Below are 17925 nucleotides of genomic sequence, written 5' to 3'. Positions count from 1 at the left end.
TGAAACTAAAAATAGCGCCGGTCAACCTGAAATATTAAGGTTTGACTTAACCGGCAGCACCAATATTCATAAATACAGCGATAAGCAATACAAAACCGATTATGACTGCCAGTGCAAGCAATATTTTGTTGCTTCGGTCCTGTTTTCGCTGCAATTCTATGTTTTCTGAAACCAACGCCAGGTTGTTTTCATTAAGGTCGGACAAACACACTTCGAGGTGTTTGATGTGGTACCTGACTTGTGCCCGGTTCACAACGAAATTGAATACTATTCCGATTAGAATAAAAGTCAGAAAAACCATCACATCAATCCCGTCGAGTGGTCTTACGTAGCCGTAAGCCGCATAAAAATAGGCCAGTGAACCACCTATAAATCCAAACAGGTAGGTAATGGAAACCGATAATAAAGTCGTAAAAAACCGGGTTTTCAGGTAGGTTAGCATCGAAGCCAGTTTATCGCGCGTGCTTTGCCCATAATCGGCTGCTTCGGTAAAACGATGAAGCAGACCGCGTTGATAAATTATGAGCGGCACAAGCAAAACGGCTCCGGCAAGCGTTACAACCATCACATTGTAGGTTCCCCAAAAAAGCACAAAATCGATGATCAGTAATGCCAGTACAAATGCTTTCAGTGCAATATCAAAAATGATAATGTTCCTTATTTTCTGGGCAGTATCGCTTGACCGCCCCGAAATGAATTGTTCAATGGAAGGCCCGTTATAATCGGAAGTCCCCATCATTTTTTCTGCTTTGTTCCACATGGCTTTTAATTTTTCGTCGTTTTTCATGACTCCTGTTTTTCTATTTCCAACACCAGTTCCTCGAGCTTTCGTTTGATGCGCACCAGCTTTACGCTTACATTGCTTTTAGAAGTTCCCACGATTGAAGCGATCTCATCGTAACTTTTTTCATCGAGCCACAAAAGAATGATAGCTTTATCGATCCGATTGAGTTTCGAAATGGCTTTGTAAAGCTGTTTAACCTGTTCAGCTTCTAAAGGATTTTCATCCAAGGCACCGTCGTAATCGGTAAGTTTTTCGAAGCCGGGAGCGTTTCTGCTTTTCCGAACATTGCTTATTGCCGTATTCAATGCCACCCGGTACATCCAGGTTGTGAATTTTGCTTCAGCCCTGAAATTCGGGTAAGCTTTCCACAGCTGGAGACAGATCTCCTGAAACAGGTCTTCACGGTCGGCCGGCCCGTTGGTATAAACCAAAGTCACTTTATGAATGATCGCTTGATGTTTCCCGATCAGTTGACTGAATTCCTTTTTCGTTGATCTTTGCACGGTACTTTTTTTGTTTTACTTTGTTGGTCGCAAGAGCAAGAAAAAAACTACATTTCCTTCAGAAAAAATTTAAAACCTCGAAATAGGATTATGCGGAATTTACATCAGAATACGCTTACCCGATCACCTCAATAACTTTATATTGAATCAGTTCTTCAACCAGATCTTTGATCTCAGGCATCTGTGCATTTTCAACACCCGCTTTTACCCTGATCTCTTCCAGTGTCATGTGCCCGCCATCGGGAAATGGCAGGTTATAGAGGAACTTCCCCTGTGCGATGGTCAAATTGATCTTTTTTTCGGTGCGTTCGCGGCCCTTCCCCACCCAGATGGCGACATTGCTGAAATACTGTCCGTTACGGGCAAGAGAAAAACGAACTCCGGCATTTTTCTTTTCCCTGATCTTTACTTCTCCAAGATGATCCGCATTGGAACGCTGCAATTCGGCATTCAGGTCAATTTCAAAACTGATCTTTTGTGTTTTCAGGGTGTATCTGAAGTAGGGTCGCTTGCGTTCGATGGCTTCTTTTTTTGAAAGGATACCCAGGTCGGCCATGGCTTCAAGAAAATCCTGCACCGTTTGAATATGCATACCCAGGCGCGAAGCTGCTTCCGAAGCCGAAATGTCGCGGTAATTTTTCAAAAGCCTGAATATGTCTTTCGAATAACTTTTTGATATGTAGGTGCCAAATCTGGCTGCGTCTTCAAAATTCATCTTATGAAAATAATCCAAGTTTAACCGAATTCAAGCGGTCTAAAATTCTCACTTTATCGCCCCGCATGTAAAAATCCGCAAAGGTGATAAACAACTTCCCCATCGATTCGCAAAGGTGATCGAAAGCCAGATCTTCTTTGTAATCGAGGTAATCTTTTCGGGATATATGCACCGAAACCTGCCCGTCGAAATCAAAAGCAATCCAGGTTCTTTCCAGGTAATTAAAATTCGGATTGTACAAAGCTCCCCACTCATGGCCATATTTGATCGGGACAATCAGTACCCGGTTTTCTTCCTGGTAGGTCATTCCAATCATTATGCGTTTCAGGTAGTTCGTAAAATCAATAATGTCGTATTTCGAATAATCGACCACTCCTGCCGGTCTCGGACGTTCGGTGTACGATTCAGGGCCTTCTTCCACATCCCACGCTGCCAGTTCCAGCACTTCACGCCCCCGGTAATTAAACTTTTTGGTAATAAAACCATAAATCAGCCAAAACAGCATCAGGTAAAAGAAAACAAGAATAACCTTAAACTCTTCCGGAAACTCCGGCGCAGGACTATTTAATGTCTCAGGGACTTTAATAAATAGCATCACTCCGCCAAGCGATAAAAGATAAAAAGCACTCACCAGCATGTAGTAATTGCCTGTTTTATAAAACGACCAAAATCCAAAGGCCAGCGAGTAAAATAAAATGAGTATGCCAAGGGCCGTAAAAGCTACGCGAAGATCGAAAAAAATAAAGATCAGGAAAAAGAAGACGATTGAAACAATGGCCGGAATCAATCCCTGTATACCTCTGTCGGATTTTAACTTTCTCATGGCTTCAAGACTTTAATATTTATATACTTCATTTTATTTGTACTATACAAAGTTAATACCATTTGCACCAAAAAGTCAATAGTAAGTACGATGTTCTTCAGCATAAGCGCGCTTTGCCAATAATTCGCTTTATTAAGTACGCCATAAACCGAAATGATTGTTATATTTGTTTTCACTGAAAATCAGGCCAGGCTGAATATGCAGAAAATTCGACTTAACATTTTGGGATTATCCGTAAGCCAAACTCAATCAGGAGCTTACGCGTTGGTATTGGCAGAAGAGGAAGGAGATCGCAGAATTCCCATTATTATCGGGCCGGTGGAAGCACAGGCCATTGCCATTCAACTCGAAGGACTGAAACCACCACGACCACTCACGCACGATCTCATTAAAAACATGGCCCTGGCCTTTGAGATCGCCTTGCTGGAAGTAACCATTTACAAACTCGAAGAAGGAATTTTTTATTCGGAACTGCTGTGCGAGATGGGCGGAAAAGAGATTAAAATTGATTCGCGCACATCGGATGCTGTGGCACTGGCACTTCGTTTTCGCTGTCCGATCTATACCTCGGAGGAAATCCTTAAAAAAGCAGGAATCGTGTTAGAGCAGGAAGATGAAAATTCTCCGGTAAGAAGCATGGCAGATGAAGAAACCGAGGCACCTTCAGGTTCATCGTATTCTCAATATTCTACCGACGAACTAAATGAACTACTCAACGATGCCGTACAGAACGAAGATTACGAAAAAGCATCGATTATTCGCGACGAACTAAACAAAAGAGAGAAGAAATAAACCCCCGAGAAGGGTAAGCAGACAATCTTTACGTTGAAATAAAATGAAACAGATTTTAGTTTTGCTGGTATTCTTTACCGGCTTTTTATTTGTTCAAACGGTTCAGGCACAAGATAACGACACAACAGCACAACAGGAACAGGTTCAGGTGCAGCAAAATTCAACCGACACTTCGGTGTTGCTTTTATCAAAAAAACGCGAAAAACCCTTTTCCATAACTACAATTCTCAGGGGATTGATGGGCATGGTGGCACTTATTTTTATCGGCTGGCTCTTTAGTTCGAACAGAAGAAACATTCCCTGGCGAACTGTGTTCATGGGCTTATTGATACAGATTGTACTGGCCATTAGTGTTTTGTATGTTCCATTTATAAGGATCGGATTCGAGTTTTTTGGGAAGATATTTGTAAAGATCCTCGATTTCACCAAAGAAGGAAGTACCTTCCTGTTGGGCGATTTAATGGATGCCAATACTTACGGATATATCTTCCTTTTCCAGGTGTTGCCAACGATTATATTTTTCTCTGCGCTAACCAGCTTGCTGTTCTACTGGGGAATCATTCAGAAAGTGGTGTATGGACTCGCCTGGGTATTTACCAAAGCATTGAAGATATCGGGTGCCGAGGCCTTGTCGGTCGCCGGTAATATTTTCCTCGGACAAACCGAATCGCCACTGATGATTAAAGCTTACCTCGATAAAATGAGCAAATCGGAGATTTTACTGGTAATGACCGGAGGAATGGCAACACTTGCAGGAGGAGTCCTGGCGGCATACATTGCCTTGCTGGGTGGTAACGATCCGATTATGCGTCTCGAATTTGCCCGGCACCTGTTAACAGCCTCGGTGATGGCGGCGCCGGCTGCTATTATCTTTTCAAAAATGCTCGTTCCCCCTTCCGACGAGATCAGTCAGCAAATCGAGATCAGTCGCGACAAAATCGGAAGCAATGTGCTCGATGCCATTACCAACGGTACCAGCGAAGGTGTAAAACTGGCGGTTAACGTAGCTGCCATGCTCCTGGCTTTTATCGCTTTTATTGCCATGTTCAATTTTATTGTGGGTAAAATAGGACAGTGGACGACACTCAACGAAATTATTGCTGAAGGCACCCATGGAAGATATGACGGACTGTCGTTGCAATTTATCCTGGGTTATACTTTTGCACCATTAATGTGGTTGATTGGTGTGAGTCCCGACGACATTATTACTGTTGGAAGATTACTGGGCGAAAAACTCATTCTTACCGAATTTATTGGTTACATCAGCCTTGCCGACCTGAAAGCCGCCGGTGTTTTCTCCGATACCAAGTCGATCATCATGGCGACTTATATCCTGTGTGGATTTGCCAATTTCTCCTCCATCGGAATACAGATTGGCGGAATAGGTGCACTGGCACCCAAACGCCGGGTACTGCTCTCGCAATACGGTATGCGCGCATTGCTGGCGGGAACACTTGCTTCACTGATGAGTGCAACGATTATTGGGATGATTTTGGGGTAAGCTCTCTTTCATTAATGATGCTGTGGATATAGTCCGCGATTTTTATACTCCCAAAATAAATCCAAGTTGAATGTTTGCATTATACTGTTTTCATCAATCATTATGTGTTGATGCTTACTAAAAGTTTGCCCACTATGTTCGAAATTTTTTGAAAGATGGCAACTATATAATTTTCCACCAGGATAGAGCCAAATATCGCTTTGCCCTTTACAAGGTACCCCTTCAATAATCAAATCATTTTGAGGAACAAAAAATATTAAGTTCCCATGTTCATCTAGTGTACAATGGTCATTAGTATGTTTACGTTTACGCACCAGATATCCTTTTATTTCTGTTGGTTCTGACAAATAAATCAAAAGCTCTTGACCTTGATGTTCAAGTCTGCTCTTCTTTGGAATCTTAACACCACGAACTTCCATATATTCTATGGCCTTGTTTTGCTGTTTATTCGAATCGTTATAATTGCATCCAAACTCAATTATGCTCAAAATTCCAATTAAAATGAGTGCTAATAGTTTTTGAAACTTCATCCAATTGATTTTTAGTTCTGTTTATACAAGTTACAAAAAATATTACCTATGATTATTTAGTGTAAAATGTAACTCTGTGCGGGGATAGTTTCGTCAGGGTACGCATTCATCCGCGTATGAAAATAATGCCACCATTTTTTTGGGAGGTATTCGAGGTTTCGGTTGATATCAGGTTGATTTATTTTATTACTTTTTTTGAAAGCTACTTCCGATATCTAACATAGGTTCATAATTATCTGATACCCTTTTATTTATGGGTATTTTATGAAACTTTCAATATTCATAAAACGTAAGTTTATTTGATCAAAACCTCATTAATCCCAATTACAGCTTCCTGTAAAATCTTTGAGTGGTAGTTTTTCATTTTAGAACAGATTAACAAGAAACCAAAAATCTTTAACCGTTAAATTAAATCGCCATGAAAAGAATCTACCTGACAATTTTAATAGTACTGCTTACATTATGCAGTTTTGGCCAGACGAAATGGATCAAATATGAAGAAAATCCTGTGCTCTCCGGTGATGCAGGACAGTGGGACGAATCCCTTAATTACATCGGTTCTGTTGTGTTCTACAACAACCAATACCATATGTGGTATAACGGGTTCTCCGAATCAAGCATTCATAATGTTGGACATGTCATTTCACCTGACGGAATACACTGGACAAAAGGTCGGATAAATCCGGTTTTTGGACAAGGATCTCCGGGAAGTTGGGACCAGGACTATGCAACATGTGGAGCAGTATGCCTGATAAATGATACTCTGCATATGTGGTATACCGGATATAAAGATGGTTGGGGTAATTCAGCTATCGGACATGCCGTTTCAACCGATGGGGGTACTGGACGAGAGATCCTTTAAAATCCTGTTCTTGAATCCGGAATTTCAGCAGCTTAAAACAACTGGTAAACTATTATTTTTCGGTAAATGATATTGATTTCACAGATTCAAACACCATCCAGGCTTTAAGTAAACTTACATAGTTTCAAAGCAACATATTATTTATCGAATCGGAACTTATCAGCATGAATTGTCTGGAAGAAATTAAAGGATAGGATACAATAATATGATGAAATATATACTACAATCATAGTATTAAACAAATATTTGTAGTATATTTATATAAAAATTTAATTCATGAAAGAGATTACAAAAGCTCAGGAGGAAATATTAAAAGCACTTTGGAAAATCAACGAAGGTGCAGTGAGTGATATCCTTGATGCTTTAAATGACCCGAAACCTGCATATAATACTGTAGCGACGGTGATTAAAGTTCTTGAAAAAAAGGAATATGTGACGCATAAAACATTTGGGAAAACTAATGTGTATTATCCTTTGGTAAAAGAGGTTGAATATGCAAAATATTTACTTAAAGATACAGCCAAAGGATTTTTCAATGGTTCACTAAATCAAATGGTATCCTTTTTTATGAAAAATAAGGATTTATCATTAAACGAATTAGAAGAACTAAAAAACATGATTGAACAAGAAATCAGTAAAACTAAATAAGATGGAGGCATATACCCGATATATTCTAATCTCTACAATTTGTTTGAGTGTTCTATACATGTCCTATTTAGTATTTCAAAAAAGAGAAACCAGATTACATCAGCTGAGATATTTTTTAATATTTTCCATCACACTATCGCTTTTACTACCATTATCAACCTTTCAGATTGATATAAAATTTCCTGAAAACAAATACAAAATTGAACATGCACATGACAACCTTACAACAAAAACATCCTTAAATGATGAGATTGCAGTAAATACTTCAAATATCTCTCCCCAAAAAAATAATAATTGGAGCATAGTAAATCTTTTGTTTGCAGTCTATTTTTTAGGTTTATCGTTTTTTAGTTTACGGTTATTAATTCATCTTATAAAGATTTTTTATCTGTTTTGGACTTCAAAAAGAATAAAGCAAGACAATATAGTTTTATTAAACGGCGGAACAGGAAGTCCGTTTACTTTCTGTAACTGGATTTTTGTTCCGAGCGACCTTGAAAAGGATGAAAACAAGGATATTCTAACACATGAAAGAATTCACGCATCACAATATCATTCTATTGATTTAATCCTGATTGAACTATTATCAGCCATTATGTGGTTCAATCCTTTGGTATGGATGATGAAAAAATCCGTACAGTTAGTTCATGAATACCTTGCCGATGAAGGTGTTCTCAACACCGGTACTGACAAGCTCAGGTACCAGACTCTTCTGCTTAATCAGGTAGCAGAAGAAAGACTCATCTGTCTTTCTTCTGGTTTTAAACATTCGCTAGTAAAAAAGAGAATGATCATGATGGCTAACGGTAAATTTAATCAAGGTTCAAAATTAAGAATCCTGGTTTTGATACCATTGGCGATTACTCTTTTTCTTGGAATTGCTTGTATAAATGGACAAAATGAATCCAGTACAGTTATTGCTGTTGAGCCTGTTCGAATGAATGTTTTATATGTCGGTGTTGACAATCCAATTAAAATTGCTGCATCGGGATATGATGCGTCTGATTTAACAGCGTCAATAGACAATGGTAAAATTTCGGGGAAAAATGGAGAATATGAAGTAAGGCCAAAAGAACCCGGTTCTGCAATTGTTTCTGTGATGAGCAAAGGAAAAGAAATTCAAAAAACTACGTTTAGAGTAAAAGCTTTACCTGATCCGGTAGCAAAAGTATCAGGAAAGAAAGGGGGAGATATTAAAAAGCAGGAACTGATGATGGCTAATGAAGTAGTTGCTGAAATGGAAGACTTCATCTTTGATTCAAGTTTTGATATTGTAGAGTTTAAGATAAGCGCTGCGATTAATGGATATTTACAAGAATCAAAATCAAACTCCAATTTATTTACTAAAGAACAAAAGGAAATTATTGCCAGAACTGGTGATGGTTTCAAAGTATATATTGAAGGTATAAAATGTACTGGCCCTGATGGTATATTGAGAGATGTACCGACAATTGTATTTAAAATAATTGAATGATTGTCAGCGGATAAACGTTGATTAAAATTTAATGATATTGAATGATGACATATCAAAGCAAATTGAGGCCGGCACTTTAAAAATAAAACAACTGGGGAAAAACTATTTTCGGTAAATGATATTGATTTCACAGATGCAAACACCATCAGGGCTTTAAGTAATCTTACACAGTTTCAACGCAACATATTATTTATCGAATCGGAGCTGATCAACCTGCTTTATTTGGCAGGAGCTAATATTTAGATCCATATACTTTCTAGTAAAAGGATAATATGACTGATCAATGGGATGTATTCCCCTCTGTTATTACCCAATAACAGGGTAGTACGTACTGTCAAGATCTAAAACTGCACTTTCAACTACTTAAAACCATACCATCATGAAAAAATTCTACTTTAAAATCGCATGTATTCCGGCGATCTTTTTGCTCATCGTTGGAAGTAATATGAACACTCATGCTCAAAATGGCTGGGAACAGATGACATCGATGGATGCAGCAAATGGAGGTTCACAGTCATGTATTATCGACAGTTTAATTTATCTGTTTGGTGGGAGCAATAAAGCAGGTATAATATTAAACTCAACGGAAGTTTATAATACGCAGACCAATAAATGGTCAACTCTTTCAACCGCACCTAAAGATTTTGTAGAAGCTGGTGGTGGTTTTATCAAAGGTAAAATGTATATATCCGGAGGATATTACAATTCAGCAAATCCTCTGTATTCCAGTTCAACATATGTTTATGATCCAGTGCAGGATATTTGGGAGACAAAACAAGATTGCCCGAGAAAAAATGCCGGGGCAGCATCCTGTGTACTGGAGGATAAATTATATGTGTTTGGAGGATTAAAGAACTGGCCTGATTATGACATTTCCGGGCAAAAGGATGCTTTTGTTTATAATCCTGAAACCGATACCTGGAATACTTTACCGGATATGTTATTTAAAAGAGGTTCTGGAGCTAAAGCTTGTGCCTACAACGGTAGAATATATGTTTTTGGCGGCTTCAGTTTCGATTGCCTTTATGACGGCACTTTAAAATGCGCAAGACTGGTTGAAAAGGCAGAGCAATATGATCCAATAGAGAATAAATGGACAGAATTAGCAGATTTGCCCGTTCCGGTAGTTTTTCACATCACTAATGTTTATAATGATAAAATCTATTTATTCGGCGGTAATAGTTATCAATCAAGATCACATAGTGTTTGCACAAATGCCATCCAGGAATATGATCCGGCTACAGATATGTGGAAGTTAATGGAACCGATGCCTTTTAACCGTAGCGATATGGCCGCTGAGAGAATAGGAGATTTTTTGTATCTGATCGGTGGTTATCCTTTTAATTCGCAGATCTTTTCAACTGTTTTAGCCGATGTATGGCGCTTTGATTTAAACATGCTCAGTGAAGGTTGTGAGGAGATTAAAATTGTTGAACCAACAGATACAATCTTTGAAGGTGATGAAATCGAATTGCATGCCGATGTTCAACCACCCAATTTTGCCAATAAAACCATCATCTGGTCTTCAGATAATGACTCGCTTGTTACAGTTCTGGATTCAACAAAAGGTATTATCAAATGCCAAAAGCCGGGTACGGTTGTTATAACAGCAAAACTGAAATACGGGGATTGTTCTGATTCTTACAGCCTGCGGATTTTAGAAAATCCAACCGGAATCAGTGAGTATATCGCCGAAAATATAAGAATCTATCCAAATCCATTAAATAAAGTATTAACAATCGAAACAGCCAGTTTAGACCTTTATCATATTGATATTGCAACAGTAAATGGACAACTTTTGCTCAGTAAAGAAATGAAAGGAAACATGTATCAAATAGATATGTCTGCTTTTCGAAGTGGAGTCTACTTTATCACTATCTGTTCAAAGGATTTTAACACAACAAGGAAGATTTTGAAATATTAAATTTGAATCGCCATGAAAAAGCTGGTCTTACTTTTATGTTGTTTTACAACGGTCGTTCTCGTACATGCACAGGATGATCTTTACGAAGGTACAGTTCTTTATCCCACAGTACACAGTAGTGCCCTTGAGGGGAATTTTTTAGGTGATTCACCTGATAGAGCTGTCTCGGTCTATCTTCCTCCGGGATATTACAGTTCTCCGGAGAGACGTTATCCGGTTATCTATTTTTTACATAGCTATGCCTGCGATAATACATCTTTTTTTGGTGGGCTGTATAATTCGGCAAACTTTAAAGAATCATGTGACAAGTTGATAAATTCCGGTGCTATAAAACCAATGATAGTGGTAACACCTAATGCACAAAACAAATACATTGGCAGCTGGTATACAAATTCATATATTACAGGCAATTGGGAAGACTTTATCATCGGGGAATTAATAAATTATATCGATCACAATTTTCGTACACTTCCCCAAACTGAAAGCCGTGGTTTGGCGGGACATTCCATGGGAGGATTTGGTACAATCTCGTTAGCATTGAATTATCCGGATAAATATAACGCAGCATATATGCTTAGTGGAGTCATGGATTTAGAAGATCTTAATTTAATTACATATAAAGATAATGTGATTAATGCGAATTCTGCAGAAAGTTTTGGAGCGGTTGGAGTAGTAACAAAAATGATAATTGCAGAGGCTGCGGCCTTTTCTCCTGATTCTTTTGCGCTGCCATTCTACGCTCAGTTTCCTCTTAATACTTCCGGAGAAATGGTTGATAGCATTTGGCAAAAGTGGTTGCTTCATGATCCAATAACTGTTGTTGCAGGATTTAAAAATAACTTAGAGAAGATAAAGGCCATTCAATTTGATTGTGGAACGAATGATGAACTTTTTAATCAAAATAAAGATTTTTCAGAAGTTTTAAGTGATCTCGGAATAGAACATACATTTGAGCAATACCTTGGCGATCATTGGAACAAACTCACGGAAAGAATTGAGAATAAACTGTTGCCTTTTTTCTCCGCTAATTTGTCAGATGCAATACCACCCTATTTTTACCAGGATGAAAACGGGGTAACCATCAAATGCGCATATTGCCAACCTGGAGATACGGGAACAGTAAATGGTATTCTCTATGAAGCTACTGACAGAGAATTACTGGATCAAAGAATAAAAGACAGTGCCGATTTAAAAACACTTTGCACATCCCTGGTTACTGAGATGGATAGTCTGTTTTTTGGCATGGAAGATTTTAACCAGGATATTGGATCTTGGGATGTAAGTAATGTAACAGATATGGGCTACATGTTTTGGTATAATACTGACTTCAATCAGGATATAAGTTCATGGGATGTAAGTAATGTGAAGAATATGAAACACATGTTTTGGGGAGCAACTGAGTTTGACCAGAATATAGGTTCGTGGAATGTTAGCGATGTTAGAAATATGAGTGGAATGTTTGGTGGTGATTTTCATCCTATGCCATTATCATCACGGATTTCATTATTTAATCAGGATATTGGATCCTGGAATGTTAGTAATGTTACAGATATGAGTGCGATGTTTGAGTGGAACAGAAATTTCAACCAGGAATTAAGTTCCTGGGATGTGAGTAATGTAACGAATATGAGATCTATGTTTTATGAGGCAACTGCTTTTAATCAGGATATCAGTTCCTGGCATGTGAGCAACGTAACGGATATGCGTATGATGTTTTGTGGAGCATCGGATTTTAACCAGGACATTGGTTCCTGGGATGTAAGCAATGTTACTGATATGGGTTCAATGTTTGTTCGAGATTCTTTATTTAACCAAAATATTGATTTTTGGGATGTTAGTAACGTAATTAATATGGGGCATATGTTTGAGGAAGCAAAATCATTTAACCGGGATATTTCTCGCTGGTGTGTTGAACAAATAAAAATTGAGCCTCCTGGTTTTGCATCTGACTGTCCTCTAAATCATGAATATTATCCAGTCTGGGGAACCTGTCTTCCATACTTCTACTTGGACGATAACGGAATAACAATAAAATGTTTTAACTGCCAGCCCGGCGATACCGGAACAGTGAATGGAATTTCTTACGAAGCGGTAGATCGAGTATTGTTAGATCAAAGATTAGATGAAGGAGCAGATTTGTCTAAACTCTGCACTTCATTGGTAAATGACATGTCAGAACTTTTTTACAGGAAACAGGAATTTAACGACGATATAAGTTCCTGGGATGTCAGCAATGTGACAGATATGGGAGCCATGTTTTCTATGGCTTCTGGCTTTAATCAGAATATCAGTTTCTGGGATGTCAGCAATGTGACAAACATGACTGCCATGTTTTACAGAGCCACTATTTTTAACCAGGATTTAAGTTCGTGGTGTGTAAGGAATGTTAATTCAGAACCTACAAACTTTGCCCGAAACAGTACCCTGGTTTCTGAATTCTATCCCAGATGGGGAAGCTGTTCCAATCCTTATTTCTATTTGGATGAAAATGGAGTAACCATTAAATGTGAAAACTGCTGGCCGGGAGATACCGGAACAGTAAACGGAATTACCTTCGAAGCAGTTGACAGGGCATTACTGGATCAAAGGATTAAAGATAGTACTGATTTAACCATTCTTTGCACATCGCTGGTTACTGAAATGGATAGCATGTTTTTTGGCATGTATGACTTTAACCAGGATATTAGTAGTTGGGATGTAAGTAATGTTACGGATTTGGGAGCGATGTTTTGTCAGGCATATCATTTTAACCAAAACATAAGTTCCTGGGATGTAAATAGAGTGGCAAATATGTCAGATATGTTCCTCGGAGCATGGTTGTTTAATCAGGATATCGGTGAATGGAATGTGAGTAATGTTACAAATATGAGTAGGATGTTTGCGGATGCGAATTCCTTTAACCATGATTTGGGTTCATGGGATGTAAGTAGCGTGATTGATATGAGTGGAATGTTTGCGGGTATTTTAAATCCAACAATTTTTAATCAAAATATTGGTTCCTGGGATGTTAGTAGTGTTTCCAATATGAGTGGAATGTTTGGAGGAATGACCGGATCATATTTTAACAAAGATATTGGTTCCTGGAATGTTAGCAATGTTATTGATATGGGGGGAATGTTTTGTTTTGCATGGTCTTTCAACCAGGACATTGGTTCCTGGGATGTTAGTCATGTAAGGGATATGGGTGCAATGTTCTCCTGGGCTGTATCTTTTAACCAGGATATCAGTTCATGGGATGTAGGCAATGTGAATGACCTGAGTGCTGCATTCTATCACGCGACATCATTTAACCAGGACCTTGGTGAATGGGATGTGAGCAATGTGAAAGGCATGGGTAGTACCTTTTCCGACGCTATTTCCTTTAACCAAGATATCGGATCATGGGATGTGAGTACAGTGACAAGCATGAATGCTATGTTTTCAGGCGCTGCTTCGTTTGATCAGGATATCAGTGCTTGGGATGTGAGTCATGTGACGAATATGAGTTTTATGTTCGAAGGAGCTTTATTATTCAATGCGAATATTGGCTTATGGGATGTGAGCAATGTAACGGAAATGTGTGGGATGTTTGATGGAGATTCTTTATTTAATGGTAATATAGGCTCTTGGGACGTGAGTAATGTGACGAACATGACTTACATGTTTAGGGAAGCCGAAAGTTTTAATCAGGATATCGGCGCCTGGAATGTAAGTAATGTTAGTCCAAGTGGATACCCTAATTTTGAATATTCAGGGATGTTTGGGATGTTTGAAAATGCTACCTCTTTTAATCAGGATCTTTCTGACTGGTGCGTAGAGAAGATAACCAGTGAGCCAGAATATTTTGCATACAACTGTCCATTGCTAGAAGAATATTACCCTATATGGGGTACATGCCCGGACACTGCCACTCAAGTAAGATTTTCTGATTATTACAATGAACTATTAGTGATTTATCCAAATCCAACCAACGGTTCTATAACCATTGAAACAGGCACTTTAGGGCATTGCCAAATTGATATTACAACGGTGAATGGTCAGCTTGTTCTCAGTAAAGAAACTGAAGGAGTTCGAGAAGAAATAGACCTCTCCCACTTACAAAGCGGAATGTATTTTATTACCATCAGATCGGAGGACTTTTTGACGACAAGGAAGATTGTAAAATATTCGCATTAAATTTTCTGGAAAATCGTCCATGAAAACAATTTCTCGATTAAGTTGTAATAGTTGGGAGGATACTAGGCTGAAATAATAACTTAAGTTCAACAAAGACAAATCCTGACCCTTTTGTCATAATGCCTTTTGATAATTATTTTCTCAATTTTTAAAATGTTTAATGAGAGGGAAAAATCATTATGCACAAAAACAGAGCGTAAATCTTTACATGATCAACAACTTAATAAAACATCATCCTCTGCTTGTTTGTTAGTTTTTATAGTGATACAAAAATTTAAAAACTGGACCGGGATTTACAACCAACTTTTACAGGCAGATAAAAATCAGTCGCTGGAACCAAAAGATTTGGAGAAACTTGCTCTGGCTGCTTATCTGACAGGAAAGGATAAGGCAAGCTTTCAGATTCTGGAACGGGCGCACCAAGGATATTCAGATAAAGGAAATAAAGTAAATGCGGTACGCTGTGCCTTTTGGCTGGGATTAATGAATGTAAACACCGGTCAACATGCAAGGGGCAGCGGATGGTTTGCTCGCGGGGAAAGGCTTCTCAGCGATATCCCCAATCCTAATTGTCCGGAGAAAAGATTGCTTTTCATTCCTCAGGCGTTGGGAGAACTTGGCGCAGGACATGGCGCAAAAGCACAGCAAATCTTTGAGGCGGTAGCATCGGCAGGTGAACAGTTTCAAGATGCGGATTTGATGGCACTTGGACGGTTGGGGCTTGGACAGTCGTTGATTCAGCAGGGTGAAATAGCAAAAGGAATAAAGCTGCTGGATGAAACAATGATTACCATCGAAACAGAAGACGTTTTTCCGATTGTAAATGGAATTGTCTATTGTGCCGTCATCGAATCCTGCCGCAAAATCTGGGACCTGGAAAGAGCACAGGAATGGACGGCAGCCCTGTCACGTTGGTGCGATGCCCAACCCGATCTTGTGCCATTCAGAGGAGAATGCCTGGTGCAAAGGGCTGAGATATTTCAGTTTCATGGTGAATGGCATAAAGCGCTCGAAGAAACCATCGATGCATGCAGTTTGCTTACACAAAGTCAAGGTAGACCGGCAGCAGGAGAAGCCTACTATCGCCAGGCCGATCTTCACCGCCTGGTGGGGAATTTTACAAAGGCAGAAGAATGTTATCATGAAGCGGTAAAAAGGGGTAGAAATCCACAGCCAGGTCTTGCATTGCTACGCCTCGCACAAGAACGGACTAATGTAGCTGAAACTGCTATCCGTAATACCTTACAAGAAACCATAGATCCAAAAAGACGTGCAGAACTTCTTCCTGCTGTGGTTCACATCATGTTGGCAGCCAAAAAAACGGAAAACGCTCATAAAGCGGAAAAGGAGCTGTGCATTATTGCCAGGGATTTTAATGTGCCCTATCTTCTGGCCATGTGCTCGTATTGCCAGGGTAAAGTTTCTTTTGCAGAAGGCAATAAACGCGCAGCCCTGGAACACTTGCAAAAGGCGTTGAAGTTCTGGAATTCGCTAAACCTACCTTATGAATCTGCATTTACCAGAGAAATAAAAGGAATTGTTTACCGGGAAATGAACGACAGGGATAGTTCAGAAACCGAGCTGATAGCAGCCGGTTGGATCTATGAACAACTCGGCGCCATTCCTGATTTGGAACGGATCAATCGATTACTGAACAGGAAACGCCAACCTGAAACCTTTGGCCTCTCTCTTCGCGAATTGCAGGTATTGAATCTGGTGGCGTCAGGAAAAACAAACAAGCTAATTGCCAATGAATTGTTTATCAGTAGGCGAACCGTTGACCGACATGTAAGTAATATTCTCACTAAGCTCGATGTTTCGTCGCGGGTAGAAGCGACCGCTTTTGCACTCAAAAATCAAATGCTGGACACTAAGTTTTAAAGAAAACACTTTAGTTTTTTCACAACTATCATACTTTCTCCCAAATCTAATCCAATGGGTAATTTCACCCATTTTCCATCTTCCCTGAAATTGGGCAATAACACCGATGCATCAGGCAATACTTGGCTGTAACTTTGCATTATATACTTTTTAATCAGTCAATTGACAAAAGCTAAGTAGATAACCAAAAATAAAAGTTATGAGTAAAAGGCAATATGAAACAGTAATTATTGGCGGTGGTCAGGCAGGACTCGCAACGGCCTGGCACCTCACCCACAAGAATATGCCATGTGTAATTTTGGATGAAAACGAAAGAGTCGGAGCTTCCTGGAGAAAAAGATGGGATTCCCTGCGCTTGTTTACTCCCGGTCGCCATGATAATTTACCCGGAATGCCCTACCCTGGCCCTCCCGGCTCGCACCCCGGAAAAGACGATATCGCCGATTATCTTGAGGCTTATGCCTCGCGTTTTGGATTTCCGATTCGTAATGGTGTGAAAGTTGACAACTTATATCCTGAAGGAGATCAATTCACGATAGAAACACAAAATGAAATAATCACTGCAGAAAACGTAGTTGTAGCCACCGGGCCATTTCATCATCCGCGGATACCGGATTATGCCGATGAGCTGAATCGTCAGATTATTCAGTTCCATTCGTCGGAATACCGAAGTCCGTCACAGATTCAGGACGGCTCTGTACTTGTGGTTGGGGCCGGCCAGTCAGGAGCAGAAATTGCACTGGATCTGGCCCGGGATCATGAAGTCTGGCTTTCCGGAAGGGATGTTGGGGAAGAACCTGCTTTTCAGGAAAATTTATCCAGCCGGATTATTAATTCGATCATGGTTTTTGCGGCTACAAAAGTTTTAAATGTCGCCAACCCACTTGGGCGAAAGTTGCGTAAACACTTCTTTTACCCTTCACGTGGAATACCTCGCGCCGGAGGTTCAAAAAAACGTTTATTAAAAGCTGGTGTTAAATGGGTAGGTCGTACAAACGGAACAAGCAACGGCTATCCTCGTCTCGAAGACGGAAAGGTGCTAAAAATAAACAACGTCATCTGGTGTACCGGGTTTGTTACGGATTACAGCTGGATTAAAATCCCGGTTTTTAACGAGTATGGCTACCCACGACACAATCGTGGAGTGGTTCATGAACAACCAGGTTTGTATTTCATCGGAATGCCATTTCAGCGAACGCTAAGTTCCTCTCTTCTTTTAGGTGTGGGTAAAGATGCGGGATTTATTGCCAAACACATCGCTTCAAGGCAAAATGAACAGGAAGTAAGGTTTAGCACCAAAATAGCTGGCGAAATTGTACGATAGATAAAATAA

The 17925-nt window shown here is 39.5% G+C and carries 15 protein-coding genes; 9 read left to right on the top strand and 6 right to left on the bottom strand.

The window, feature by feature from the left end; all coding sequences use genetic code 11:
* Positions 1-46: 46 nt before the first annotated feature.
* The 4 genes from WFY05_RS15080 to WFY05_RS15065 form a co-directional block, all read right to left on the bottom strand.
* The gene (locus WFY05_RS15080; RefSeq protein WP_340113727.1) at positions 47-787 is read right to left on the bottom strand and encodes a hypothetical protein; all 741 of its coding nucleotides are present in this window, start codon (positions 785-787) and stop codon (positions 47-49) included.
* On the bottom strand, positions 784-1287 hold the full coding sequence (locus WFY05_RS15075) for an RNA polymerase sigma factor (RefSeq protein WP_340113726.1): 504 nt from the start codon (positions 1285-1287) through the stop codon (positions 784-786). The genes WFY05_RS15080 and WFY05_RS15075 overlap by 4 nt, the downstream gene beginning before the upstream one ends.
* A 115-nt stretch (positions 1288-1402) precedes the next feature.
* Positions 1403-2002 (bottom strand): HVO_A0114 family putative DNA-binding protein, encoded by a 600-nt coding sequence (locus WFY05_RS15070; protein WP_340113725.1) that lies wholly within the window; start codon positions 2000-2002, stop codon positions 1403-1405.
* A 1-nt stretch (position 2003) separates the two neighbouring features.
* A complete protein-coding gene (locus tag WFY05_RS15065; protein ID WP_340113724.1) occupies positions 2004-2825 on the bottom strand; it encodes a hypothetical protein in 822 nt (273 codons plus the stop codon).
* A 198-nt stretch (positions 2826-3023) separates the two neighbouring features.
* Here WFY05_RS15065 and WFY05_RS15060 point away from each other — a divergent pair, with 198 nt between their 5' ends.
* On the top strand, positions 3024-3617 hold the full coding sequence (locus WFY05_RS15060) for a bifunctional nuclease family protein (RefSeq protein ID WP_340113723.1): 594 nt from the start codon (positions 3024-3026) through the stop codon (positions 3615-3617).
* A gap of 43 nt (positions 3618-3660) precedes the next feature.
* Positions 3661-5118: a NupC/NupG family nucleoside CNT transporter gene (locus WFY05_RS15055; protein WP_340113722.1), complete on the top strand. Its 1458-nt coding sequence runs from the start codon at positions 3661-3663 to the stop codon at positions 5116-5118.
* An 11-nt stretch (positions 5119-5129) separates the two neighbouring features.
* Here the strand turns inward: WFY05_RS15055 and WFY05_RS15050 are convergent, their stop codons facing one another.
* Positions 5130-5648 carry a hypothetical protein gene (locus WFY05_RS15050; RefSeq protein WP_340113721.1) on the bottom strand — a complete coding sequence of 173 codons (519 nt, stop codon included), beginning with the start codon at positions 5646-5648 and terminating at the stop codon, positions 5130-5132.
* A 418-nt stretch (positions 5649-6066) separates the two neighbouring features.
* Here WFY05_RS15050 and WFY05_RS15045 point away from each other — a divergent pair, with 418 nt between their 5' ends.
* The 6 genes from WFY05_RS15045 to WFY05_RS15020 all read left to right on the top strand — a co-directional run bounded on the left by WFY05_RS15045 (position 6067) and on the right by WFY05_RS15020 (position 16592).
* Positions 6067-6510 (top strand): glycoside hydrolase family protein, encoded by a 444-nt coding sequence (locus tag WFY05_RS15045; protein WP_340113720.1) that lies wholly within the window; start codon positions 6067-6069, stop codon positions 6508-6510.
* A 276-nt stretch (positions 6511-6786) separates the two neighbouring features.
* Positions 6787-7158 carry a BlaI/MecI/CopY family transcriptional regulator gene (locus tag WFY05_RS15040; RefSeq protein WP_340113719.1) on the top strand — a complete coding sequence of 124 codons (372 nt, stop codon included), beginning with the start codon at positions 6787-6789 and terminating at the stop codon, positions 7156-7158.
* A 58-nt stretch (positions 7159-7216) separates the two neighbouring features.
* Positions 7217-8632, top strand: coding sequence for a M56 family metallopeptidase (locus WFY05_RS15035; RefSeq protein ID WP_340113718.1), 1416 nt, complete (start codon positions 7217-7219; stop codon positions 8630-8632).
* Positions 8633-9011: 379 nt separating this feature from the next.
* Positions 9012-10556, top strand: coding sequence for a Kelch repeat-containing protein (locus tag WFY05_RS15030; protein ID WP_340113717.1), 1545 nt, complete (start codon positions 9012-9014; stop codon positions 10554-10556).
* 12 nt (positions 10557-10568) lie between these two features.
* The gene (locus WFY05_RS15025) at positions 10569-14711 is read left to right on the top strand and encodes a BspA family leucine-rich repeat surface protein (protein ID WP_340113716.1); all 4143 of its coding nucleotides are present in this window, start codon (positions 10569-10571) and stop codon (positions 14709-14711) included.
* Positions 14712-14972: 261 nt separating this feature from the next.
* On the top strand, positions 14973-16592 hold the full coding sequence (locus WFY05_RS15020) for a LuxR C-terminal-related transcriptional regulator (RefSeq protein WP_340113715.1): 1620 nt from the start codon (positions 14973-14975) through the stop codon (positions 16590-16592).
* Here WFY05_RS15020 and WFY05_RS15015 read toward each other — a convergent pair.
* Positions 16589-16732 (bottom strand): hypothetical protein, encoded by a 144-nt coding sequence (locus WFY05_RS15015; RefSeq protein WP_340113714.1) that lies wholly within the window; start codon positions 16730-16732, stop codon positions 16589-16591. The genes WFY05_RS15020 and WFY05_RS15015 overlap by 4 nt on opposite strands.
* 59 nt (positions 16733-16791) lie before the next feature.
* Between WFY05_RS15015 and WFY05_RS15010 the strand changes: the two genes are divergently transcribed.
* Positions 16792-17916 carry a flavin-containing monooxygenase gene (locus WFY05_RS15010; RefSeq protein WP_340113713.1) on the top strand — a complete coding sequence of 375 codons (1125 nt, stop codon included), beginning with the start codon at positions 16792-16794 and terminating at the stop codon, positions 17914-17916.
* Positions 17917-17925 lie beyond the last annotated feature (9 nt).

This window comes from Maribellus mangrovi, assembly GCF_037646455.1.
Lineage (GTDB): Bacteria > Bacteroidota > Bacteroidia > Bacteroidales > Prolixibacteraceae > Draconibacterium > Draconibacterium mangrovi_A.
Note: the sequence above shows the minus strand (reverse complement) of the source record. Positions and strands in the feature narration are given on the sequence as shown.

Excerpts from the sequence above, each read along its gene's own strand:
- WFY05_RS15045 (WP_340113720.1), top strand. The coding sequence starts at position 6,067 with ATGAAAAGAATCTACCTGACAATTTTAATAGTACTGCTTACATTATGC.
- WFY05_RS15015 (WP_340113714.1), bottom strand. The coding sequence starts at position 16,732 with ATGCAAAGTTACAGCCAAGTATTGCCTGATGCATCGGTGTTATTGCCC.
- WFY05_RS15065 (WP_340113724.1), bottom strand. The coding sequence starts at position 2,825 with ATGAGAAAGTTAAAATCCGACAGAGGTATACAGGGATTGATTCCGGCC.
- WFY05_RS15055 (WP_340113722.1), top strand. The coding sequence starts at position 3,661 with ATGAAACAGATTTTAGTTTTGCTGGTATTCTTTACCGGCTTTTTATTT.
- WFY05_RS15030 (WP_340113717.1), top strand. The coding sequence starts at position 9,012 with ATGAAAAAATTCTACTTTAAAATCGCATGTATTCCGGCGATCTTTTTG.
- WFY05_RS15060 (WP_340113723.1), top strand. The coding sequence starts at position 3,024 with ATGCAGAAAATTCGACTTAACATTTTGGGATTATCCGTAAGCCAAACT.
- WFY05_RS15080 (WP_340113727.1), bottom strand. The coding sequence starts at position 787 with ATGAAAAACGACGAAAAATTAAAAGCCATGTGGAACAAAGCAGAAAAA.
- WFY05_RS15035 (WP_340113718.1), top strand. The coding sequence starts at position 7,217 with ATGTCCTATTTAGTATTTCAAAAAAGAGAAACCAGATTACATCAGCTG.
- WFY05_RS15070 (WP_340113725.1), bottom strand. The coding sequence starts at position 2,002 with ATGAATTTTGAAGACGCAGCCAGATTTGGCACCTACATATCAAAAAGT.
- WFY05_RS15025 (WP_340113716.1), top strand. The coding sequence starts at position 10,569 with ATGAAAAAGCTGGTCTTACTTTTATGTTGTTTTACAACGGTCGTTCTC.
- WFY05_RS15050 (WP_340113721.1), bottom strand. The coding sequence starts at position 5,648 with ATGAAGTTTCAAAAACTATTAGCACTCATTTTAATTGGAATTTTGAGC.
- WFY05_RS15010 (WP_340113713.1), top strand. The coding sequence starts at position 16,792 with ATGAGTAAAAGGCAATATGAAACAGTAATTATTGGCGGTGGTCAGGCA.
- WFY05_RS15040 (WP_340113719.1), top strand. The coding sequence starts at position 6,787 with ATGAAAGAGATTACAAAAGCTCAGGAGGAAATATTAAAAGCACTTTGG.